This is a genomic window from Bacillus cereus ATCC 14579 (assembly GCF_000007825.1).
GTDB lineage: Bacteria > Bacillota > Bacilli > Bacillales > Bacillaceae_G > Bacillus_A > Bacillus_A cereus.
The window spans coordinates 2,565,135-2,587,860 of record NC_004722.1 but is presented as its reverse complement, the minus strand read 5'-3'; the positions used below and the strand labels follow the sequence as shown (position 1 = coordinate 2,587,860).

The following is a 22,726-nucleotide window of genomic DNA, read 5'->3' as shown; positions in this document are numbered from 1 at the left end:
ATTGTATTCTTATCGGAATTATGAAATAATAAATTCAAAATCGTTTCGGGAGGAATGCATTATGAAAGTTATTGGTTTGATTGGAGGATTAAGTTGGGAATCTACATCATTATACTATAAACATATTAATACACTTACACTCTCTCAATACGATCAAAATGCAAAGTTAGTTTTATATAGTATGGACTTTGGTGAAGTAACTACTTTATTACAAAACCATCAATATGAAGAAGTGAAAAATGAACTAGTTACAGTTGCAAAGAAAGTTGAAAAATCTGGGGCTGAATGTTTATTAATGTGTTCAAATACTGTACATCTATTTGCTGAGGAGGTAGAACAAGCAATATCTATCCCGCTTCTTCACATTGGTGATGTAAGTGCTAAAAAAATGGTAGAACAGAATATAAAACGTATCGGACTATTAGGAACAAAACAAACGATGGAGCAAGATTTCTATAAATCACGATTAGCGAAATATAACATTGAGACAATTATCCCAAATGATGAGGAAAGAACTTTTATCCACCATGTCATATTAGATGAATTAAGTAGAGGGATCATTTCAGAAACATCTAAAGAAAGGTTATTACAAATTACAAAATCATTAATTCAAAACGGCGCTGAAGGTATATTATTAGGCTGCACTGAAATACCTTTACTCATCTCCCAAAATGATCTTACTGTTCCCGTTTTTGATACTGCTTTTTTACATGCAAATACTGCTGTACAATTTGCTGGATAAGAATACACAAGCATAAAGGTGAGAACCTCTATGCTTGTATACAGTTACGACTAATTATCCCGCTATTTGCAGGCAGTAAAGCCCCACCAATTAAAGTTTTACTTTATTTAAAAGAGATTCAATAACTGCAATCGCTTCTTTTGAACCACCACATTCTAAAAAGCTATCATTAAGTTTTCTTATACCATATTTATACTTTTCATTTGAAAGTACATCTGTTACGGCCTCTTTTAAAGTGTGTACATTAACATGTTCTTTCAATAATCTATGTGCCGCTTCAAGCTCAGTTAATCTTTGCGCTATCATTGGCTGATCTTTATCATGCGGTATTATTACAAATGGGACATTATAATGAATGGCATCGTGTACACTATTCATACCGCCATGTGTAATAAAAACATCTGCTTCATTTAATACTTCTGATTGAGGTACGTATGGAGCAATTATAAAATTATCTGGTGCTTCCTTAATTTTAGAAATATCATTTCTATCACCAATTGCCATTACAACTATCCCATCAAAATCTGAAAAAGTATCAATACAAGTATTAAAGAATGGTTCGAGTCCTTCAAGCAGTGTTCCCATTGAAATATAAATAACTTTCTTTTCTTTAAGTGATTCCAGTGGAAACTTTATATTTGTTTTACGCTTTGAAATACTCGGTCCAATAAAAATGTTATTTTCCCCGAACGATTCGCTATTAGGTTGGAAATAACGACTTGTGTATACGAGACAAACATCACCCTTATTATTCATAAATTGAAGATTATTCTTTGGTTTTACTCCAAATTTATGTTCCATCTGATTTAGTAATTTTTCAGAGATTTCCTCTGGTTGAAATGGCATATCTGCATTTGGATGAAAAGGTAATGTCTTCAAAAATTCTGGCGGAATTAAAAATATAGGTGAGGACACTACACCTGGAACTTGTAAATATTCCTTTACTAACTCTCCTGCGCCAAATATATCATAAATTACGAAATCAAAATTTATACTTTCATATAATTGTTTCGTAATTTCTAATATATATAAAGAAGTTTGAACATGCACATGAAAGAAAGCATTTAACCCAGATTGAGGTTTCAGCATCAATAGAAATCTCTTTTAATAGATCCGGATGAGTATGTACAGTAGCTCCTAAATCTTCAATTCTATCCTTAAAGTTTGCCGTTGTAATATAATGTACATTATCCCCTCGTTCAGTAAAGGCTTTTACTAAATTTAATGTAGGGTTTACATGCCCCTCTGCTGGAAAATTAACTACTAAAATATTTAGCACTTATTCCTCACTCCTTACATTTCACTGTTTTAATTAAGCATACTGTTATTTGTACAAGTAATCTCCCCCTAATAGTCCTAATATGCTTGCTACATTATATTGATAAATAATTTTCAGTCATCAACATAAAAAAAGCATCTACCTATGTAGATGCCTAACCGTGATAAGGAGTGTTCTGTGAGGTTAGAACAAGCTTTTCTGCTTGTCCTATGCTATCAATATATGATTGATTTTATAAAACGTGAATCGTTAATAGAATTATTTTATCCATTTTATATGATCAAATGGATAAAATACCATTTCTACTTTACCTATTATATTTGACTCATCAATAAGTCCAAGTGTATTCCTACTATCTTTACTATGATTACGATTATCACCTAACACAAATAATTTATGCGTAGGAACTTTTATTTCTCTAAAATTTGAAAAACGATTGGATACTTGTGACATATCTAAATGTATATACGACTCATCACGCTTTTTACCGTTAATAAATACCTCATCCTCTTTTAGTTGTATGTTATCCCCCGATAATCCAATAATTCGTTTCACATAGTAAGTAGGCGCGTCTTCTTTTTTTATAATGACAACATCTCCATGATGAAAAGACGATAAACAGACGTTTACCTTATTAACAAGTATATAATCTTTTTCATTCAAAGTAGGTTGCATCGAAATTCCTTCTACCATACAAAATAAAAAGGACTTATTAATAAAAATAACCCCTATTATAATGAATATGTAGCCACATATGTTCCTCCAATATTTTAGAATAAACAGCTTCATATATACCTCATTTCTAATCTATTCCCAGATAAAAACGCCTCTAGTTTACAGGAATGCTAGAGACGTTTCGTACATTTTAATTCTCTTTAGAGGCATCTGTTTTTGGCGCTTCACCAGTTAATCTCTTATTTTTCAAATCAAAATAAGCATCTAAAACTTCTTTTCCAATATCGGAGTTAATGCCCGATTTATCATTTTCAACCCATGGTACTACAACAGAAAATGCTACTTCTGGATCATCATATGGCGCATATCCAGCCAATGTTAAGTTATAACATTCTCTACGATCACCTTTCGCATTTCGCCCAATTTCATTTTCTCCACCATATACAGTTTGTGCGGTCCCTGTTTTACCAGCTGGTTTATATGGTGCTTTTTGGAATGCTCTTACTCCCGTTCCATCTCCCTCTTGAAATACTTTTCTAAATCCTTCTTTTACTTGATTAATATATTCTTGTTTCATATCGATTCTATTTAAAACAACGGGTTCTATTGATTGTACTACTTTACCAACCTCATCTTTTTGAACGGTTTGTTCTCTAATCTCTTGAACAATTTGTGGTTTCATTCGATACCCTCCATTTGCGATAGTCGAAATATATTGTGCAAGCTGAAGTGGTGTATACGTATCATATTGTCCAATAGAATAATCTAATAAGAAACCAGGCTGATTATCTTTTCTTCCAATTTGTCCTGCGGTTTCATTTGGTAAATCAATACCAGTTTGTACGCCTAGTCCAAATTGCCTGAAATAATACCTCATTTTATCAAAATATTCTTGTTTAATATCTAGTGAACTATTTTTCACATAACCCACGCCAGCAATTTTTAATGCTATATTAAACATATAAACGTTTGAAGAAACTTGTAACGCTCTTAGATCGTCTATATCACCAAAATTTTTCCAAGACTTCTTTTCCTTAGTTCCTTTAAATTTCATAGGTGCATCATAAAAATGTGTTCCAGGAGTTATTGCATTTGTTTCAAACCCTGTTAACACTGTCGCACCTTTAACCGTTGATCCAAGCTCATAAGAACTAGTCAGCGTGCCTAAAGCGTAATCTTCTACTTCCATTTTCCCGTCTTTTTCTACAAGCTTTTTCCCAGCCATTGATAATACTTGACCATTTTTTGGATTCATCATCACTACGAAAGCACGGTCTAACATTGATTCTGATCCTTTATATTGTTTTAATATTTTTTCTATGCTCTCCTCTACTTTTTTTTGCAATTCCATATCTATTGTTAAAGTTAAATTTTTACCGCTTTTCCCTTCAGTAACAGTTTCCGTTCTAATAGTATTTCCTTGTTTATCAGCAATGCTTCTTACTTCTTTTTTTGTACCATGAAGTACATCTTCGTATTGCTGTTCGATATAACTTTTGCCGACCCTATCATTTCGGCTATAATCACGCACTAAATAATAATCTAATCGTTCACGTGGCAATCCTTCATCAGCATTTGAAACGTTACCAAGGACAGAACGGAATAATCCATCATTTACATAGATTCTCTCCCAATCAACTGATACGTCTACTCCTGGAAGGTTCGCTAAATTTTCACTAATCACCGCATATTCCTGTTCACTAACGTCCTTTTTAATAATTTGAGGTGCCATTTGAAAACCTGAGGTCATTTTACTTTTAATAGCTAACACTTCTATATCTTTAGCCGTTAGTTCTTGAAGATTTTTATCTGTAACGCGTTTCCTTTTTAAATCTTCTATTTTTTTGTCTAGCTCTTTTCCGGTAATATCCTTATCTCTGAACTTATCTATTTCTGTTTTTGATACTAAGTCTTGAGCAAGTTCTGGATTTAATTGCATCCAAAAGTCTTTCTTATCAGTCTCAGTTAACTTATCTATATCTTCTTGTGGCATTTCAATAATATCTGCAAGTTGTCTTGCTGATTTTAATATTTCTTCTTGTTTTACACCTTTCACCTTTGTATATGTAATCGTACGTAAAGACTTATTATCAACTACTGGATTTCCTTCACGATCAAATATTTTCCCACGTGGTACAGAAAGGCCCACGGTTGCATTTTCTCTCTTCTCTACTTCATTTTTATATGTTTCTCCATCAAAAATTTGCACTTTCCCTAACTGAATAATAATGCCAGAAAATAATAAAAATACACAAAGGAATAAAATATTTAACCGGAGAGGTACTACTCTACCACTTTTCTTCTCTTGCTTTTTCACCTTGTCATAATCTCCTCCTTACAATATTCCAAATAATAATCACATTTCTATATTAAAAGTAATGTACAATTTCTATACATTGCTTTGTACAAATATTAATATAATATTTAAAACTTAATAGAAATTAAAACAAAGGTAAAGAAAAGGTAAAGTTTACTAAATTAAATATAAAAAATACCCAATAACAAAAAGCTTAGTTTTCACTAATCGCTTTGTTATTGGGTATTAATTGATTTAAGAATTACTACTAGTGCGTATCGCTATACATTTGTCGTCACAATTAGAAAGAGATTGTTTATTTAGTACTTTCGGTAAGTAAATAGTTACTGTTGTCCCGACCCCAACCTCGCTCCTGATACTAATTGTCCCTTGATGACTTTCAATAATTTTATAACTTAACATTAATCCAATACCAGTCCCTTTTTCTTTCGTACTATAAAAAGGTTCACCTAATCTCTTAATTCTTTCTTCAGGTATTCCTATTCCTTCATCTATTACATGAATAATGACACCATCATCATTTATTTCTTTTATGTGAATTGAAATTCCCCCACCATTTGGCATAGCTTCGATTGAATTTTGCAAAATATTAATAAATACTTGTTTCAATTGATTTTCTGAGCATTCAATAATTATATCTTTGTCACCCGTAAAAAGTTCAACTTGAATATTTGTCATAATTGCTTTTGTATTCATTAACGATACGACATTTTTAAAAATTTGATATATATTTTTCTTTTCTGTATTTATCTCATCTGTTTTAGCGATTGATAGAAATTCTTGTAGGATTGCTTCTATCCTTTCAATTTCAGAAAGCATAAGATCAAAATATCTTTCTTGATCTTCTTTATTAATTTGAAATAACTGTATAAAACCTTTAATTACAGTTAAAGGATTTCTTACTTCATGAGCCACGCCAGCTGCTAATTGACCAATTGCTGCAAGCGTATCTGATTTATTTAGCAATTCTTCTGTTTTTTTTCGCTCTGTAATGTCGCGTACAATAATCATAATTTTATCATGTAATAATGGTAAGCACCTAGCCTCAAAGAAATCAATACTTCCATTAAGTGTGAGTGGATATTCTACAATTACATTCGTTCCTTTTTCCTTCACTTGATTAATGGCTTCCTGAAACTGCTGTGCTACTGACGTTGGTAATACTTCGTAAAACTTTTTTCCCATAAAAGCTTCTGCGGGTACGTAAAACTTTGTAGGAGATCCTGCCTTGTAATCTATAATTGTGCCATCATCTTCTGTTAAGAAACATAAATCTGGTAAAGCTTTAAAAATTAATTCCAGTTCAGATGTTTGTTGTTTTAACTGCTCTTCTATCGCTTTTAAATGTGTAATATCTACACCAACAGCCCAATAACTATATCCTGTTACAGGAAACTGTTCTGATATATTCGACCACATTATTGTTTTGATTTCACCATTTTTACATGTTAAGTGCATTTCCCAATCTCTGAAATTTTTTCCACAAGTTAAAAATTTCTTTTGTATTTGATGGCGATAATTATGATCAGGATACAATAATTGCAGTGCATTGGGATTTCCAATTATTTCTTCAGCGGTATAACCTGTTACAATTTCGCATTCTCGATTCCACAAAACAAAATCTCCATTATAATCAAGCGCATCGACCATAACAGGCATGTTTTGTAAAATCGTATGTAGTTCCTCTTCTTTCCGAGAAAGCAACGTTGTATTTTTACTTTGAAATACTTTTATTGCACCATCTAAAATTAAACTTGAGAGCATTTCAAAGTATTTTTGACAACTGAAAATTTCACTTTTTTTGGACCATACAACAAAAGATCCTAAATGTTGATTGTATAAGAAAATGGGGATTTCAATCTTTGGAAGTTTACTCTTTTTTATCTCATTCATTCCGAATGAAAAAACACACTCTTTTTCAGCATCAAGAAGTTGATGTGATATGTTAGTTAATTTATAAAATTGTTCTGCCATGGTTTCTATTGTACTCACATCAATAAGTTCCATTAGCCGCGAATTCATTCCTTTTTCACCTCAATATGTAAAATTAATACAAATCTAAAATTCATACTTCTCCATTATACGAAGAAAGCTAGTGTAGGTATATAGCTGTAGAATAATTATTCGAACAAATTTTATTTTTCAATTAAAACAAGAAAAGAATATATATACTGAATATACCTTTAATTAGTATATATTTCGTTGATTCCTCACTTATTATCTAGATAACTTGAATTCCTTCTTACATTCACTGAATTTTTACTCGAGAGTCATACACGTTACTAATAGCGGTATAAACATGCAATAAGTATAAAGTTCATAAAATATTCACAATTTTTATGAAAAATATAAACATTTATTCCAATATATTCTATATAATAAAATGTAATAAGGCTTCTATGAATCTCATAGAATACCTTACCCCTAATAAAAAAGAAAAAAGAATCCATTTGGATTCTTTTTTCTTTTTTATTTACATTACATATTTATATAAAGCATGTGCCACACCATGTTCTTCATTTGATAACGTTTCGTATTTACACATTGCTTTTATTTCTTCAACTGCATTTCCCATTGCAATTGATATGTTCGCTTTTTCCATCATAGAAACATCGTTTAGGCCATCACCTATCGCTACAGTATTTTCAACCGGAATATTAAGATGTTCTGCTAAAGTATATAATCCATTCCCTTTTTGAGCATCTCGATGATTAATCTCTAAATTGTGCCAATATGAAGATGTAATTGCTAAATCTGTATTATGAAGAAATGTTTCTTTTAGTTTTTTTAATTTCTCAATATCATAAGAAAATGGTAATAGTTTATGCACATGTATATCTGTTTCTACAATTGGTTTACAACTTTCCGCACTATGAAACGCTGTATGCTCAAGATATAATGCTGCGATTGTTTTTAACTCTTTCAAGTCGAAATTTTCTTTTGAATTCTTCACATACTCAATTTCATTACGTACACTCTCTACTCCATAATCCGGTACATACACACCTTTATCAGTATAAAGCTGATAATATAAACCATTCTCTTCAAGATATTCTACAATTTCAAGTGCCTGCATATTTTGAATTGGATATCTCTTCATCATTTTTTTATCTTTATATATAAGAGCCCCATTTTCCGCAATGATTGGACACTCTAAATTAACTTCTAACAATAATCGCTCAATGTCAACAATAGAACGTCCTGTACAAATTGCTACAACATGGCCAGCTTCTTGACATGTTCGAATTGCTTCTGCATTTTCTTTACTTATCATTTTATTCCCCGAAAGAAGAGTTCCATCTAAATCAATTGCGATTAATTTCATTATTTCTTCACCACTTTCTATAAATACACGAGTTCTAATTAATTATTAGGTATCGTTTTCATACAATCCTCGTGAGGTACTTCTTATTTATAATTTATGAAAAGCGTTTCAGGTCAAGAAATAATTAAAAATAAAATCCAAAGCTTTTCTTTTTAAAAAAGCTTTGGATTTTAAACTATGAATTATAACTAATGTATTTTGTCTCACACATGTACACATTTTTTTCTTCAGTTGGGATATATACTTTAAACTTTTCTAGCCGTTTTCCATAGACATGAATCGTAATAACGCTTTCATTTTTGCTAATTTCAAGAATATGACAATCCGCTGGTGGAATTACTTTATCTGTTTCTCCTTCTCCCAAATAAAGATTTCCTGTATGTGTTAAATAAACAAGTGAATTTCCAAGTTGTTTCGTTTGTATAAAGTTCTTCACCATAATCCTTCCTGAAAAAACGCCTTCTACTCCCCATGTGCCGTCATGGTCATGTAAAGGTGTAGATTGTCCATCTTTCCATACGAGAGCTAGTACTTCAAAACGTTTGAGCGGATCTTCATACAATAAATGTCGTGCATATTGAGTCAAATTGGCCTTCTGTTTATCTAACGGAAGCCATGTTTTCTTTTCTAAAAGTTCTTCTAGTAACTTTTCAATGCCACACACTATTTCTTCTTCAAATAAACCGTTTTCCATAAGATTTGTAACACCTTTAATAAACTTTTGAAATGATTTACTTCCATTACAAGTCAACATAAGAATCCTCCTCTACGTTTTATACAATTCCATATTAAGGTAATTGCCGAAAACTCACAATTGAGAAACAAAAAAACAAGATGCAAATGTATGCACCTTGTTAAGATTTTTATGTGGCTTTCAATCGAATAGGTAAGTATTTTAATGTTTGTTCATTTTCCAATATACATTTTTCTAAACAGAAAGATGGAAATAGCTCTATTTTTTCAAAAGCATTTATAAAGGTAGTTAATGCAATCTCAGCTTCTAAACGTGCAAGTGGTGCTCCTAAGCAAAAGTGAGGACCTTTCCCAAAGGTTAAATGCTTTTCATTTCCTGTTCGATGTACATTAAATTGAGAGGCTTGTGAAAATTTTTTCTCATCTAAATTCGCTGCACTAACCCACGCAACAATCATCTGATTCTTTTTCATGAAAGGACCAAATATATTTGTATCCTCTTTGAGACTCCCACGACTAAAGTCGCAAGCCCTAATCCTTACGGATTGACGGGTGGGATTCTTGAATGACTAAACGTTCGCAGTCCATTTCTGTTTTGAACAGACTTCAAGATGAGGGCATCTCATTGCCCCTCCTAAGACAGTGCGTATAGCATCTTAGGCTGATTGACTGTTACCATCAATCACAGTTGCGTAGCGAATATTCATCGCCCCAACAATATCACGATGTTTCTCAAATCCACATCGGCACTTGTATTTTCTGTCTGGTGCTTTGTTCTTTTCAGAACATTTCGGACATGTTTGACTTGTATAAGCAGGGTTCACATATTCTACCTTAATACCAACTAAATTCGCTTTGTATTCAATGAATTGTGCTAAACGATAGAATGACCAAGTGTGTAGATTTTTCTCGTTTTTACGGCTTGTTCTTGCCGTCTGTCTAATATTCGTTAGTTGTTCTAAACGAATAACAGAAATGTTATTATCAGTTGCAAAGTCAATGATTTCACGACTTACTTTGTGGTCTTGGTCTTGCATCCATCTTTGTTCTTTATCATCAAGTTGTCGAATGGCATTTAATTTCTTATTTTCACCTAACTTCTTACGAACACTACGAAACTTACGTTTCATATATTTGTTTTGTCTACCATTGCCGAAGAAACGAACTTTCTCATCGTCTGTGATGGCTACCGCAGGGACTTTAAGACCTAAATCTACCCCTAAAATCTTCGTTCCTGTTTTTTCATTTGTAGGAATTGTGACAGATATTTGAGCAATCCACTTATTAGATTTCTTCGTGATACGAAGTGTACCTAACTTGTGTGTTAACAAATTAAAATTGCGATTATATTTATCAGTTAATAAAGCACGAACCTTTAAGCGAGTTGATTTTCCATTTACCATGAGTGGAACTGAAATGTGCGTGAAGTCAAACGAATAGTTTTGATTGTTCCATACACAAACAGGTCTCTTTAGAATCGGAATAACTTTGTATTTACTTTTTTTCACCTTTGTAGAAAACACACTTTTAGCGTCTTTAATTGCTTGGTTCTTCACTGCGCTTGGAAGATTCGCTTCAACATCTTTTGTACTTTTCTTAGTGCTCTTCTTCGCTTCAGCCATTTCAGATACAAGTGTATTAATGACTTTGATATACTCATAGCTACTTTGTTCCAATAACTGAATTTGTTCTTTTGTTGGAAGCAATTTAACTTTGACTGTGATTGTTTGTGACACAATTTTCACCCCCTCGTCTTTTGATTTTCAACATACTGTTTAATTGTCTCAGTCGATACATTTCCAGCAGTAGAAACAAAATAGGAACGTGTCCATAGACTTGGCAAGTGTTGAAGATGAGGAAACTCTCCTCTCAAACGCTTCGATGTCACTCCTTTAATTTTCGCCATTGTGTCAGCAGGACTAAGTGTTGGTAGTGTATTTAAGAACAAGTGAACGTGGTCTTTGTCGCATTCCATTGCGACAATAGCAACATCCATTTCTCCGCATATTTCTTGAACCAACTCTTTGAAACGTTCTTCTACTTTTGTGTTAAGAAAAATTTTTCTTCTGTATCGCGGGCAAAACACAAAATGGTAGTTAATTAATGACACAGTTGTTTTGGTTCTTCTATAATCATTTATCATATTCACATTGTATCAGTTTTACTTTTAAACTACACCACAAAAGATACCAATATTTTGGATACTTAAAGTACCACAAACTTAGCGATTTTTAGTGGTACTCCGTATCCAACCTCACTTTCATCCCATGCCTAAAGGCGATGGGCTTTCCCGTTCGGAAAGGGCTGTAATCCTCCGGGTCAATGTAACAGGAAAGCGATAGCGTAATACTTCCTCAATCGCTTTTAAAATTAAGTTAGGTTCTTTTCTTAACTCTTCATAAATTCCAGGTGAATCTACTAAAAAGCAATAAAAGCTATTAATAATTAAATTTGTAGTGGTTTCATTCCCAGCCGCTAGTAAACCTAATGAAAAGGTTACAATTTCCCCATCGGTTATTACTGAAGTCATTGAATTTAGTAAATCACGAATTGAACATGAATTGAGTTGGATTACATCACTTATGAAAAAATATGAAAAAATAACAAGAAAAGTTAAAAATAATGAATGAAAATGATATTTATTATCAATACTATAATTAATAAAAGGGCAACCACGATTTGGCTACCCTTCAAACATTTACACTTCTGGATCGAAAGTTTTGCAATCTGTTTCTTCCGTTGTAGATGCATGTTTACCTTTATGACTTACTACGTAAATTGCCTCTGCACTACATTTATTACCGTTCGCCCAAAATTTACAGTTATTTACTTCACATAAAACGTCTTGTGCCATAGTATCACACCTCCTTGTTCTATTATCATTAACAAAATTCGGAGGTATGATACTCTTTGTCATGCATTTTTTATTCCCTTTTTAGCTTTCTTAATGGTTCAATATCTCCTCGTACAATCACATCTATATTTTCAGTTATTTTTTCAATGTCAAAATGCCACCATTGAATTTGTAATAATTCTTCTATTATTTCATTTGAAAATCTCTCTTTTATTTTATTTGCTGGATTTCCACCAACAATTGTATATGGTGCGACGTCTCTAGTCACAACAGATTTAGCTGCAATGATTGCACCATCTCCTATTTTTATTCCGGGCATAATAGTTGTGTCCATACCAATCCAAACGTCATTTCCTATAACTGTATCGCCTTTGTAAGGTAAATCAGACAAACTAGGTGTATACTTCTCCCACCCATTTCCAAAGATATTAAATGGATATGCCGAAAATCCATCCATCCGATGATTCGCTCCGTTCATAATAAAGTTAACTCCAGATGCAATACAACAAAACTTTCCAATAGTAAGGCGATCCCCAAGAAATTCATAATGATGTAATACTCGATTTTCAAATGTTTCTCCATCTTTCGCATCATAATAAGAATAGTCACCAACAAGTATATTAGGTTTTGTTATTGTATTTTTTATAAATTGAACGTTTTGATTTCCTTCAATAGGGTATTTAATATTTGGATTAGGATTCATTTTGTACAGCACTTCCTTTACCACTTATTTCACTTTCTACCGCTATTACTGGCTTTAAATTGTATATAGGTAAAATAAACAATAATCCAATTATAAAAAGTAAAGCCGTCCCTTCATACATCATACTTAATGAAAACATCTCTTTTAATGAGCCAGCTATACTCATCGTTACTACCATTGAACCGGTAAATAGCGGACTTAAAATACCATTTACACGACCTATAAAATCGGTATCGCTATTTTGAATAATAAGCGTATTAATACCAATTTGGATACAAGGAAGAGCTAAGCCACTAAAAAGCTGAGCTGTAAGTGTCACCCATAAATTTGTAGAATATCCTATAATGCCAATACCAATTGCTTGACCAAGCATACCGATAATTAACATCTTTTGCGGAGCAACGTTTTTCGCAAATACCATTGCTAATGCTCCGCCAACAATCATTCCCGCACCATTTACTGTTAGTAGCCACTGTAAACTCTCTTTTGATAATCCTAGCTGCTCAGTCACAATAAATATACCTAATGGTTGAATTAATCCTATACCTAGTCCTGCAGCCATAAAGCAAAGCCCTAGCAAAGTTAATGCTTTTTTCTTTTTGACATACTTAATACCATCCTTCATCTCCTGCAGCAGAGTGATATCTTTCTTTTCTACGTCGTTTTCAAGATCTTTCGGAAGAAATAACAATACAACTGCCGCAAGTAAAAACGAGATTCCTGTTATGATGATTGAAATATAAATTCCAAAACTATGAAAGATAAATGTCCCTAGAATTGGTCCTAATACCATAAATATTGCAAATATCGTTTGATATATAGACATCGCTAATTGAATTTGTTCCGTTGATAAATGTTGTTTAAACAACTTCATTCCAGATGGTTGTGAAAACTGTGAAAGGATTGCAGAGATGAGTGTCACAAAAAACACAATTTTCCACGTTCCAAACATAAGCGTAATTAATACAGCGAATACTGAAATGGAACTTAACGTTTCACACCATATCATTGTCTTCTTTGGCTTCCACCTATCAGCAAAGGTACCGCCAATAAATGAAAAAATAAAAATTGGAGCGAATTCAGCAACTGAAATCATAGAAATAGCAAAAGCATCACCTTTTGTCATTTCCATTACATATAGTAATACCGCAAAGTTTCGAACCCATATTCCTATTTGTAAAAATAATGCTGATGCTAAAATCCCTTGTACAAACCGATTTTTTAATACTTGTGATACCCCATTGTTTTGTTTCGTTACTACATTTGTCGACATAAAAAAGCCTCCTATTTCATGTTCTGAACAGGAGGCAGCACAAATCATATAAAAAGACTATATATTCGCAGAGCGAAATACATCCCTTTTCTATAAATGTACAGACTAACCCTATTCAGAAGAATATTTCGTTTTTTAACGAAGATCTCTTACAAATAGAATTAGTTGATCATTGGGATGTCTTCACCCTTCCGTTTCGAATTTAAATAACACATACATACTCTATGTAAATCATTTTCGATGTATGCATGTCTCCTTTTAACTATTCTAGAAAGTTAAAGGTAATTCCTCTAAAGAACGCATTAAATAGTTACCTTGCCATTTAATTTCTTCACGATTCCCTTTTATTTGTAGTTCAGGCATTCGATTAAACAAAGTAGTAATAGCAATCTTTGCTTCTAACCTCGCAAGTGGAGCTCCTAAGCAGAAATGACTACCATGACCAAAGGCAATGTGACGGTTGTTCTCCCGTGTAATATCAAATATTTCTGGATTTTCAAATACTGTTTCATCACGGTTCGCTGAAGCCAATGCAATAATAACCATATCTCCTTTCTGTATTGTTTGATGGTGAATTTGAAAAGGTTCCGCTGCCCATCTTGCAGTTGTAACCTCAACTGGAGAATAATAACGCAATCCTTCCTCAATAGCCGAATCAATTAGTTTTGGATTATCTTTTAATAACTGTAATTGATTTGGATTTTCAAGAAGTGCTAATACCGTATTTGTAATTAAATTCACTGTCGTCTCATGTCCTGCGACAATTAATAGCATTATCATTGAATATAGTTCCCGAGCGCTAAGTTTATGCCCTTCACTCTCTGCAAGTATTAAAGCACTCACCAAGTCTTCTTTTGGCTCTTTTCTTTTAATATCAACTAAATATTGAAGATATGTAATAAATTCAGATAGTTGTTTTTCAGTCTCTTTTATTTCTTCAGGTGTTTCTGGTGATGCAATAACAGCATGAGACCAAATCCTAAATTTCGCTTGATCTTCTTTTGGAATACCGAGCATCTCGCTTATTACAATAATTGGTAATGGAAATGAATAATCATCCACAAGATTTAATGTACCTTTTCGCTCTATATCACTTATCAAATCATCTGCTATTCTCTGAATTCTTCCGTCTAATTGTGCAATCATCTTCGGTGTAAAAGCTTTTTGAACTAAAGATCGTAAACGACTGTGGTTAGGTGGATCTGAATTTAGCATATGTGTTGTTAAGTGGTCACTATTATCAACGGAAAGATACATGTTCTTTATATCTTGAGAAAACACATTTGTCCAATCTTTTTTTAAACGATTATCTTTTAAAAGTGGCAGAGCATCTTCATATCTAGTAATGAGCCATTCTTTACCGATTTCAACTTGGTTTACAAATAATATAGGTTGTTTTTTTCGCGATTCTTTATAAATTTCATACGCATCTTCTTTAAACTGAGCTGAAGCTAAATTAATGCCATCCTCTATGCTTAACCCAACTTTGTTTTTCATTGACATTGTATTCCCTCACTCTCATTTGTTTTTGAAAACCAACCAACATATGCATTATACTCTAATAAAAACGTGAAAATTGTAAATTTTTAATCAAAATCTTACTTCGTATATTGAAAAATAAAAAAGTGAGAAAGTAAAATCGTTTCACTTTCCCACCTCTCTTTATGCGAAGCACATAAAATTACTAATTTGTTGATAGCGATAACTTACTTTACGACGACGACCACCTTGCCAAGTGTAACCTGATACTCCGTTTCTTCTCACTTCAGTCGGAAAGAACCATAAATCCCTTCCAAAAGGTCCAGGACGATGTAAACGTAAATAGCCCCATCTTCCTAAACAGTTACACATCCATGATTTCATATTGCCTGGTTGTGCTGGAGAAGCAAATGTAGACGGTAACGATGGCGCTTGTGACGGTGGTGGTGACGTTGGAGCATCCTCCGCATCATCTGGTCTGTAATCTTCTTGTTCAATATCTCTCACTTCATTTGTAGGTTCATACCCGTAGTTTTGTGGATTATAATACATCGCTTGATCATATGGATAATTTTGTTGGTTATACATATTAACAAATCACCTTCTTTTCATTCATTACCTTTATCATTCATATGTGATATGCCCTCTCTAGGAAGCTTATGTATAGCCCAAATTCAACTTAAAAAGCTCGTATTATTAAAAATACGAGCCTTTCAAAAATAGAATGTGTTTATTATTTCCTTAACTTCACACTATAAAAACGCATTTCATCTAACGAACCTTCAAATTCAAATACTTCTTGTTTAATTAATTGTTTCAAGCGATATTCTAAGAATGTATCTCCAACCAATTGTTCAACAAGACCAAGTGCTTCACCAATTACTCTAGGAGCTTTGAGGAACTCTCGATCAGCACCCACACTTTTCGCGCATTCAATTATAAATTGATCAAAATAATCTTCTTGTACAAAATGCACTTCATTTTCTTTCCACACTCTTAAACATTCTATGCTTTCCGATAATCTATCCCACTCATGTTCAAACTTCATTCGCTTCTCTTCAGTTAAATAAGGTAACTTTATAAAACTTTTTTGGAATAGAGCTAAACTTTCAGGTGGTAATTCTCCCGTTCCACGAATATCATACTCTTGTTTTAATATTTCTCTACTTGCTTCAGACGTATTAATAACTCGAATGTTTTTCTTATCCTTTAATTGTGCTATTACAAAACTTAGGCCTACATGTTCATGTGCATTATCAGCCTTCCAAATTGTAATAGGTGTTTCAACAGGAATAGTATGTAGTTCTTCTATAGTTGCTATAAATCTTGATAAATATTCTTCTTCAAAATAACTATCATAAGCAGTTAAGTTATTTATTAACCACTCCTGTCTTGCTAGTTGCCCCTCATTCGTATGCAACCTATATATCGGTCCAATTGAAAAAAATTCCGAAAAAGCAACAACACTCTCTTCAAATAATTCTTCTTGACTTAACATATATTTTAAGCAACCAGCCGTTGAATCATCAAAAGCAATATGTACGTGCGTACTTTCTTTTACATTCCTTTTATAAGTAGGATTACTTGTTAATTGTTTCGGAATATCCATCAAATTTTTAATTGTATCTTCACTATAGTTTTCTTCTAATAAGTTTAACTGTATGAGAATACTTTGAAGTAAATCTTTAGCCTCATCTTCGTACATATCCTCTACAGCATTTTTAATTTTATCTATCACACAAATCCCTCTATTCATTTCAAAAATAACGTAGATTATAGTGTATCATTTTAGTATAGTTCTTTAAAGTCAAATCCAGATTACTACAGCAATCTGGATTTTCAACAAAAGCTCTCCTTATATTTTTGAATTGCTAAATATTTTTACTTTGAAAATCCTTGTATCTAAATGTATAATTATATAAAAACAAAAATATAGGAGCTATATTTATGGATAAAGTACTTACAAATTATAAACATTACTTAAAAAATTGGAGATTTATATTTATTTGCATACTACCTGCTATTGCCTTATTCGTTACTTTCGATGTCATCTTTGAACTACTGTTTCATCAAAATTTCTACTTATCTAACTTAATTTCTGCTATCATATTATTTTTAATATTTATTAACGTTAAAGATAAATTTAAAATTAAAGGCTAAAAAACACTATTTCAAAATAGCCCTTTATTATTGCATCCTACTATAAAATAAGGCTCATAGTAGATTTTCATAAAAAATAAGAGCACCCTGCAATTAGCTGCTCTTATGTGATTAGAGGTTTTTTCTGAGTATTAAGTAGGACACGAAGATCTTGTCCTACTACATAATATATGCTTGTACTTATTATTTCGTGCATGTATTAAGCACCATGTTCAGGTACTTAATATATGCACAGTCATTGCTAAAAAATCTACTCAAAATTTCACTGCACAATTTCATATTTATAAATTAAAAAACATCCTCAATGGATGTTTTTTATCTAAAGATTTTAAGCTTCCATAAACTTAGCCGGTACACCAATTTTTTCAACTACAGAAGATATATTAGTAGGATTAATCATTACATTTTCAATACATACTAATTTATTTTCTAATATCCCATTCTCTGTAGTAATAAGTTCTTCAAACCGATCTAAAGTCATTGAGAATTTATGTTCACTTCCACCATTCATACTAACTTTTACATACTTCATAGTGTCACCGCCTTTCATAATAATTTACATTTCGACAAGAAGGCGCTTACATCCTTTTTATTTACTCTTAGATTTCTCACGTTTATATATATTTTGAGAACGGAAACTACTATTATTCACTCACAAAATTATTGCTAATAAGAAAGATAAAGATAAAAATGCACAAAGTGGAATATATAAACCGGTATCCATTCTTGCAAAGTGCGTATCTTTTTGTCGTTTAAAGATACCAAAATAGTTAAATTCACCAATTACTCTAATAGAAAAGACGATCATACAAATCCAGGAACCGACTTGAATAATAACATTAGGAACTGCAAAATGAACAATATTTGCTTGTTGCAACAAAATTATTGCTGCCATACTTAATAATAATGCAATGACCAATGTCATTCCGGCACGAGGTGTAAACGCCTTTTCCCCTGCTTTAGTTGGAATAACACTATTTGTCCCCCAATTACCTCCGAAAGCCCAATATACATGTGAAAAACTAACTAAGAATAATATACAAGCAGATATATATGTAATGATAAGCATTTTATCCTCCCCTTATTTCATTTTGGTTCCCACCTATAAAATATGCTGTTCCCCCACATTAGCAACCTTCATTTCATTACATAAAAAAACCGTAATGATTTATCAATATTAAGATAAGTCATTACGGGGTTATTAAACCTCATTATGCATTATACCTATTTCTTCGGCGTTCCATCCTTGTTTGACCTTGAACTGCATTTTCTTTGTATGGATCTATTTGCTCTGTCATTTCATATGTTGCAACTGGTTCTTCGTACTTATACTCATGGATCTTTTCTGGCATTTTACTTTTAGATTCTTTCCCACCAAACTTAAATAGTTTCATCTTTAATTTCGGCAATCTTGGAAGTCGAATCTTAATTGATAATCTTTTGCGTTTCTTTTTTGGTCCAAGTAGATTTATATTTTCTTGATTATCTTTCTCTTTGCGGTGAATGAACATCGCAAGTAATCCTCCTAATACAAGTCCTCCAATTAATAGTAATATATATACATAATGGCTTGTCATTAAACTCGTTATGCGTTCAAGTATGACTAACGACTGTACTTCTTTTATATCCCATAGTAAAGCGGCCCATAATGAGAATAAGCCCAAAGTAAGTCCATATGTACGAAAACGGAATAAACATGGAATTAACGCGACACATGCAGCAATTTTCGCATTTGCTATGATTGAACTTGTTGAAATATCTTGATGCCAAATAACTAACAGTAGTGTTATAAATGGCGCATACGCTATCCAACTGCATATACGTGAATACATCTTTTTAGCAAAATAACTACCGAAACTAGTAAAAAATAAAAGCCCTCCAATATATATAGATTGTTCTAGAGGGATTTGCTTTGTAAGTCCTGCAATTGGAAAGAGGCCGCTCAATAGCATTAAGAGCACATCTAATTTCTTCACAATTCCCCATTCCTTTCAATTTTTTTCAATTAATAAAAATCTTTTTCCATATGATATAGTTTTTGTATTTCTAAAAAACATATTAATCCTGTCTGCACATAAAGTAAATATGTAAACGAAAAGATACTTGACAAAGGATATCCTTATTTACATAAAAAAATGACAAATCCTAATCGATATAACGAGCAGGATTTGTTTACTAGTATTTAAAGTAGAGTAATTGAATCTTTCTTTTCTACCTTTACTACATCTACATCCAATTCATCATCAAATTCTTTAAACTCTCTTGCATCTATGTCAGTAATATAAGTCTTCATTACCTTTTCCATATGTACGGAATATGTCATGTGTACATTCTTTTTCGAAAGCATACTAGAATTACAGCACATGTAATGTATCATTTTAGCGATATAATCCCTTTCTACAGGTTTTACACCCAATGGTAAAATTTCAAGTATATATCGTTGAAAAATCCCACTACAATTAAGTGAATATTCACCAGTGCTATAATACATCCCTTTTTGATCTGCATATAAGCCAATGCTATCTAGAGCATCATCAGATTCTATTACACCGTAACTTGGTACATCAAAACCTGTATTTATTCTAATAATATTTAAATTTGGAACCTTTAACACCTCTGGAACAATATCAGGTAAAATATCTATATTAATTTCTTTATTTTGTAACTCTTTTATCCAATATTTTCTCAAATTTGCATCTACAATGAAGTAAACTTGTTCATTTTGGTCTTTTGCATATTGTACAATTTCCATTAATGTTTCGAAAACATATTGTTTAAAAAGAGCCCCCATATCATTTCTCTTTGATGGTTGTGGTAAAAATGCATTATGTTTATTTATATTTAATAATACGTAATCAATCGTTTGCCACTCTGTACTCCCATATAATTTATATAAAATTTCTTTTCCTTTTATTTTTGAAAAAATAGGTAAGAAATCGAATTTCGATATTCGTTCAATTGATAAACTAACATATGTACAAGGTAAATTTATCTTATTCCAACTACGCCTCAAAAATCCTTTTTGTTCTAATAGACTAAAAATACTATTTACAATTGTTTTACGAGATACATTTTGTCCTATAAATAAATTAATAAATGTTGAAATACGGTTTGTTCGTGCAAATCCCTCTCTAATGATTTGTTTTGGATCAATTTTTTCGCGTCCATCACAATTCTTCATCGCGATTAATGCTAATGTCGCATCACTGCGCTTACCCGCGGTAGTATAGACAGCTTTCTTAACATCATCTACAAGATTTGTTTTATATTTTTGGCAATATTGCATTTTATATGGATTTTGTAACACCTTTTCAATATTGTATCTCACAATCTTTAATAACACTGGAAAATCTGTATTCAATACATACGAATTTTCACCAACTTTAGTCAAAACAATTTCGCTATCAAGTAATGCTTGTTCTATTTCCAGCGCTATATTTTCAGACCAAACTTCTAATGTTAATGTCTCTAATCCTTTTGGTGCAAATAAAGGAAATAATTCATTTTTGTTATTTGTTGCTACCTTTTTACATTCTGGAAGTATTGTGAAATAAGAGAATTTACGCTGAAATTCTTTAAATAAATACTCTCTTTCCTTTACTGTTATACCCGGTTCTATTTTAGTACCTTGAACTTTATAAATTCTCTCATTGTATGGAAATAACACCCTTTTATTTTCTCCTACAATATAATCTTTCGGATATTGGAGAATATGGTCTAAATCCACCTCTCCCCCTATTTGAAAATCATCTTTTAAATTTCTAAATATCTTAATCCATTTCATGCCGGTTGTAGCTTGTTGTATTTTTAGTTTTACAAACCGTATTTTTTTATTATTTGACGCAAACTCTGAGGTAGAAATCAATATCATGCCTCGTTTTCGTCTTAAAAGTAAAGGAATATCTGGATGATTATATTCTTGATATTAAGACTGTTTTTATGAGCATTTCGTATAAGTATGATGTAACTGATTAAAGCTATTTCAAAGACGACATATCGGCGATAATTTATATCTATTCTGTATAGGTGTTAGCAAGTTCGTTTGCAAACTTGTTAGCACTTTTTTATTTAAATAACTCATACATTCCTTTTCACTTTACTGATTATATTTCCAATTGTGTACTAATGTGTAGGTCCGTCTACCTACCATATTTCAGAAAAAATAGACGGTACGGATTGACGCCAACAGGGTAATGGCAATATAAATCTTCTTTCTTCTATTATTTCATTTCCAAGTATGTATATCATATTTTTCATTAATAGAATAAAAGAATTTAATGGTAATGACGATAAATTCATATATCCTATTTATATATTTTATGTTATAGTTTCATATGTTAATTAATTACAATGTTCTTCAAAAAGGAGTATACATAATGAAAGCAAAGAAACTAATATGTTTTTTAGCATTACCACTTATGTTAGTAGGATGTTCTAAGGACAATACAGAAGAGAAGAAGACTGATAGCTTAAAGGTTTCAGAGTCGGAAAAGAAGAAAGACGAGTCAATAGACAAAGAAGCAGATAAGCTATACAAAGAAAAAGAAGAATTGCTTGATGAAAAGGAAAAATTGCTTGCCGAAAAGAAAGCCAAGGAAGAAAAAGAGGTAACGGAAAAGAAAGAAGATACAGATAAAAATGAAGTCTCAAACGATAAAACAGTAAAAGAAGCTGTAATTGGAGAAGGTAGAACACTAGCTGAGGAAAGAGAGTATAGAGGTAAGCAGTTAACTAAAGGTTCTAGTGCATCTTCTCCTTTAGAGAAGTATCAAGAAGATATTAAGGATACTTCTAATGACTTAAAGACGGCAGTTCAATCTATTAAATCCTTAGCTGAAAAAGATGGAACGTGGAAAACAACTCAAACAGGATTAAAGGGAGACTTAAGTAGAGTAAGTGGGAGAGCTAATAGACTAGCAAGTATAGAACCTCCTAAGGAGTATGATTACTTCAAAGTTCAATTAAGAGACGATGCAAGAGCAATTAAACAAATGGTAGACCAAGCATTTATAGCTTTAAATGAAAATGATACTGAAACAGCTAAGTTAAACATAGGTGCTATGATAGATTATGTAGATATAATGTCTTCAACATTAAACGAAATACAAAATGTACAAAATGGAGTTTAAAGGGACTTCGTTTAATAGGTTTTATTGTAAGACCTATACTCAAAGCATTATCTAAAAGCAAATTTTAATTACATAGAAATAGAAAAAGGCCGCCCAT

20 protein-coding genes and 3 pseudogenes are annotated in these 22,726 nt (G+C 32.0%); 3 read left to right on the top strand and 20 right to left on the bottom strand.

What is annotated here, in order from left to right; all coding sequences use genetic code 11:
• The first annotated feature begins 61 nt into the window (after positions 1-61).
• On the top strand, positions 62-742 hold the full coding sequence (locus BC_RS13125; protein ID WP_000864400.1) for an aspartate/glutamate racemase family protein: 681 nt from the start codon (positions 62-64) through the stop codon (positions 740-742).
• A gap of 90 nt (positions 743-832) precedes the next feature.
• Here BC_RS13125 and BC_RS13120 read toward each other — a convergent pair.
• The 16 genes and pseudogenes from BC_RS13120 to BC_RS13045 form a co-directional block, all read right to left on the bottom strand.
• Positions 833-2,021, bottom strand: a pseudogene (locus BC_RS13120) (macrolide family glycosyltransferase).
• Positions 2,022-2,279: 258 nt separating this feature from the next.
• Positions 2,280-2,810, bottom strand: a complete 531-nt coding sequence (gene lepB, locus BC_RS13115; protein ID WP_000765190.1) for a signal peptidase I — start codon at positions 2,808-2,810, stop codon at positions 2,280-2,282.
• Between the two features lie 76 nt (positions 2,811-2,886).
• The gene (locus BC_RS13110) at positions 2,887-5,013 is read right to left on the bottom strand and encodes a peptidoglycan D,D-transpeptidase FtsI family protein (RefSeq protein ID WP_000743777.1); all 2,127 of its coding nucleotides are present in this window, start codon (positions 5,011-5,013) and stop codon (positions 2,887-2,889) included.
• Between the two features lie 234 nt (positions 5,014-5,247).
• Positions 5,248-7,035, bottom strand: coding sequence for an ATP-binding protein (locus BC_RS13105; protein ID WP_001088551.1), 1,788 nt, complete (start codon positions 7,033-7,035; stop codon positions 5,248-5,250).
• Between the two features lie 451 nt (positions 7,036-7,486).
• Complete coding sequence (locus BC_RS13100) at positions 7,487-8,338, bottom strand: Cof-type HAD-IIB family hydrolase (protein ID WP_000766394.1); 852 nt, start codon at positions 8,336-8,338, stop codon at positions 7,487-7,489.
• Positions 8,339-8,513: 175 nt separating this feature from the next.
• On the bottom strand, positions 8,514-9,092 hold the full coding sequence (locus BC_RS13095; protein WP_000954442.1) for a cysteine dioxygenase family protein: 579 nt from the start codon (positions 9,090-9,092) through the stop codon (positions 8,514-8,516).
• Positions 9,093-9,201: 109 nt separating this feature from the next.
• Positions 9,202-9,537: pseudogene (locus tag BC_RS13090) on the bottom strand (cytochrome P450); the annotation flags it as partial.
• Positions 9,538-9,687: 150 nt separating this feature from the next.
• A complete protein-coding gene (locus BC_RS13085) occupies positions 9,688-10,767 on the bottom strand; it encodes an RNA-guided endonuclease TnpB family protein (RefSeq protein ID WP_000084148.1) in 1,080 nt (359 codons plus the stop codon).
• 5 nt (positions 10,768-10,772) lie between these two features.
• Entirely contained in the window at positions 10,773-11,174 is a 402-nt protein-coding gene (gene tnpA, locus BC_RS13080; protein WP_000606465.1) for an IS200/IS605 family transposase, read from the bottom strand.
• A 162-nt stretch (positions 11,175-11,336) separates the two neighbouring features.
• Positions 11,337-11,549: pseudogene (locus BC_RS13075) on the bottom strand (cytochrome P450); the annotation flags it as partial.
• 180 nt (positions 11,550-11,729) lie between these two features.
• Positions 11,730-11,885: a DUF1540 domain-containing protein gene (locus tag BC_RS13070; RefSeq protein ID WP_000046095.1), complete on the bottom strand. Its 156-nt coding sequence runs from the start codon at positions 11,883-11,885 to the stop codon at positions 11,730-11,732.
• A 70-nt stretch (positions 11,886-11,955) separates the two neighbouring features.
• Positions 11,956-12,588 carry a Vat family streptogramin A O-acetyltransferase gene (locus BC_RS13065; RefSeq protein ID WP_001069204.1) on the bottom strand — a complete coding sequence of 211 codons (633 nt, stop codon included), beginning with the start codon at positions 12,586-12,588 and terminating at the stop codon, positions 11,956-11,958.
• Entirely contained in the window at positions 12,578-13,861 is a 1,284-nt protein-coding gene (locus BC_RS13060) for an MFS transporter (protein ID WP_000106396.1), read from the bottom strand. Before BC_RS13060 ends, BC_RS13065 begins: the two co-directional genes overlap by 11 nt.
• A gap of 267 nt (positions 13,862-14,128) precedes the next feature.
• Positions 14,129-15,364 carry a cytochrome P450 family protein gene (locus BC_RS13055; protein WP_000062123.1) on the bottom strand — a complete coding sequence of 412 codons (1,236 nt, stop codon included), beginning with the start codon at positions 15,362-15,364 and terminating at the stop codon, positions 14,129-14,131.
• Between the two features lie 159 nt (positions 15,365-15,523).
• Positions 15,524-15,928, bottom strand: coding sequence for a hypothetical protein (locus BC_RS13050; RefSeq protein ID WP_000282687.1), 405 nt, complete (start codon positions 15,926-15,928; stop codon positions 15,524-15,526).
• Positions 15,929-16,073: 145 nt separating this feature from the next.
• The gene (locus tag BC_RS13045) at positions 16,074-17,078 is read right to left on the bottom strand and encodes a DUF1835 domain-containing protein (RefSeq protein WP_000565687.1); all 1,005 of its coding nucleotides are present in this window, start codon (positions 17,076-17,078) and stop codon (positions 16,074-16,076) included.
• Between the two features lie 209 nt (positions 17,079-17,287).
• Here BC_RS13045 and BC_RS13040 point away from each other — a divergent pair, with 209 nt between their 5' ends.
• A complete protein-coding gene (locus BC_RS13040) occupies positions 17,288-17,500 on the top strand; it encodes a hypothetical protein (RefSeq protein ID WP_000362067.1) in 213 nt (70 codons plus the stop codon).
• A gap of 328 nt (positions 17,501-17,828) precedes the next feature.
• Here BC_RS13040 and BC_RS13035 read toward each other — a convergent pair whose 3' ends face one another.
• The 4 genes from BC_RS13035 to BC_RS13020 form a co-directional block, all read right to left on the bottom strand.
• Positions 17,829-18,032 carry a hypothetical protein gene (locus BC_RS13035; RefSeq protein ID WP_000878369.1) on the bottom strand — a complete coding sequence of 68 codons (204 nt, stop codon included), beginning with the start codon at positions 18,030-18,032 and terminating at the stop codon, positions 17,829-17,831.
• 120 nt (positions 18,033-18,152) lie between these two features.
• Complete coding sequence (locus tag BC_RS13030) at positions 18,153-18,569, bottom strand: DUF3995 domain-containing protein (RefSeq protein WP_000905581.1); 417 nt, start codon at positions 18,567-18,569, stop codon at positions 18,153-18,155.
• Between the two features lie 142 nt (positions 18,570-18,711).
• Positions 18,712-19,476 (bottom strand): DUF3959 family protein, encoded by a 765-nt coding sequence (locus tag BC_RS13025; RefSeq protein WP_000732187.1) that lies wholly within the window; start codon positions 19,474-19,476, stop codon positions 18,712-18,714.
• A gap of 206 nt (positions 19,477-19,682) precedes the next feature.
• Positions 19,683-21,365, bottom strand: coding sequence for an RNaseH domain-containing protein (locus BC_RS13020; protein WP_000626130.1), 1,683 nt, complete (start codon positions 21,363-21,365; stop codon positions 19,683-19,685).
• 511 nt (positions 21,366-21,876) lie between these two features.
• On the opposite strand from BC_RS13020, the gene BC_RS13015 reads away from it, so the two are divergent.
• A complete protein-coding gene (locus BC_RS13015) occupies positions 21,877-22,629 on the top strand; it encodes a DUF6376 family protein (protein ID WP_000644810.1) in 753 nt (250 codons plus the stop codon).
• The last annotated feature ends 97 nt before the right edge of the window (positions 22,630-22,726 follow it).

Excerpts from the sequence above, each read along its gene's own strand:
- BC_RS13125 (WP_000864400.1), top strand. The coding sequence starts at position 62 with ATGAAAGTTATTGGTTTGATTGGAGGATTAAGTTGGGAATCTACATCA.
- lepB (WP_000765190.1), bottom strand. The coding sequence starts at position 2,810 with ATGAAGCTGTTTATTCTAAAATATTGGAGGAACATATGTGGCTACATA.
- BC_RS13105 (WP_001088551.1), bottom strand. The coding sequence starts at position 7,035 with ATGAATTCGCGGCTAATGGAACTTATTGATGTGAGTACAATAGAAACC.
- BC_RS13100 (WP_000766394.1), bottom strand. The coding sequence starts at position 8,338 with ATGAAATTAATCGCAATTGATTTAGATGGAACTCTTCTTTCGGGGAAT.
- BC_RS13095 (WP_000954442.1), bottom strand. The coding sequence starts at position 9,092 with ATGTTGACTTGTAATGGAAGTAAATCATTTCAAAAGTTTATTAAAGGT.
- tnpA (WP_000606465.1), bottom strand. The coding sequence starts at position 11,174 with ATGATAAATGATTATAGAAGAACCAAAACAACTGTGTCATTAATTAAC.
- BC_RS13070 (WP_000046095.1), bottom strand. The coding sequence starts at position 11,885 with ATGGCACAAGACGTTTTATGTGAAGTAAATAACTGTAAATTTTGGGCG.
- BC_RS13065 (WP_001069204.1), bottom strand. The coding sequence starts at position 12,588 with ATGAATCCTAATCCAAATATTAAATACCCTATTGAAGGAAATCAAAAC.
- BC_RS13060 (WP_000106396.1), bottom strand. The coding sequence starts at position 13,861 with ATGTCGACAAATGTAGTAACGAAACAAAACAATGGGGTATCACAAGTA.
- BC_RS13055 (WP_000062123.1), bottom strand. The coding sequence starts at position 15,364 with ATGTCAATGAAAAACAAAGTTGGGTTAAGCATAGAGGATGGCATTAAT.
- BC_RS13050 (WP_000282687.1), bottom strand. The coding sequence starts at position 15,928 with ATGTATAACCAACAAAATTATCCATATGATCAAGCGATGTATTATAAT.
- BC_RS13040 (WP_000362067.1), top strand. The coding sequence starts at position 17,288 with ATGGATAAAGTACTTACAAATTATAAACATTACTTAAAAAATTGGAGA.
- BC_RS13035 (WP_000878369.1), bottom strand. The coding sequence starts at position 18,032 with ATGAAGTATGTAAAAGTTAGTATGAATGGTGGAAGTGAACATAAATTC.
- BC_RS13030 (WP_000905581.1), bottom strand. The coding sequence starts at position 18,569 with ATGCTTATCATTACATATATATCTGCTTGTATATTATTCTTAGTTAGT.
- BC_RS13015 (WP_000644810.1), top strand. The coding sequence starts at position 21,877 with ATGAAAGCAAAGAAACTAATATGTTTTTTAGCATTACCACTTATGTTA.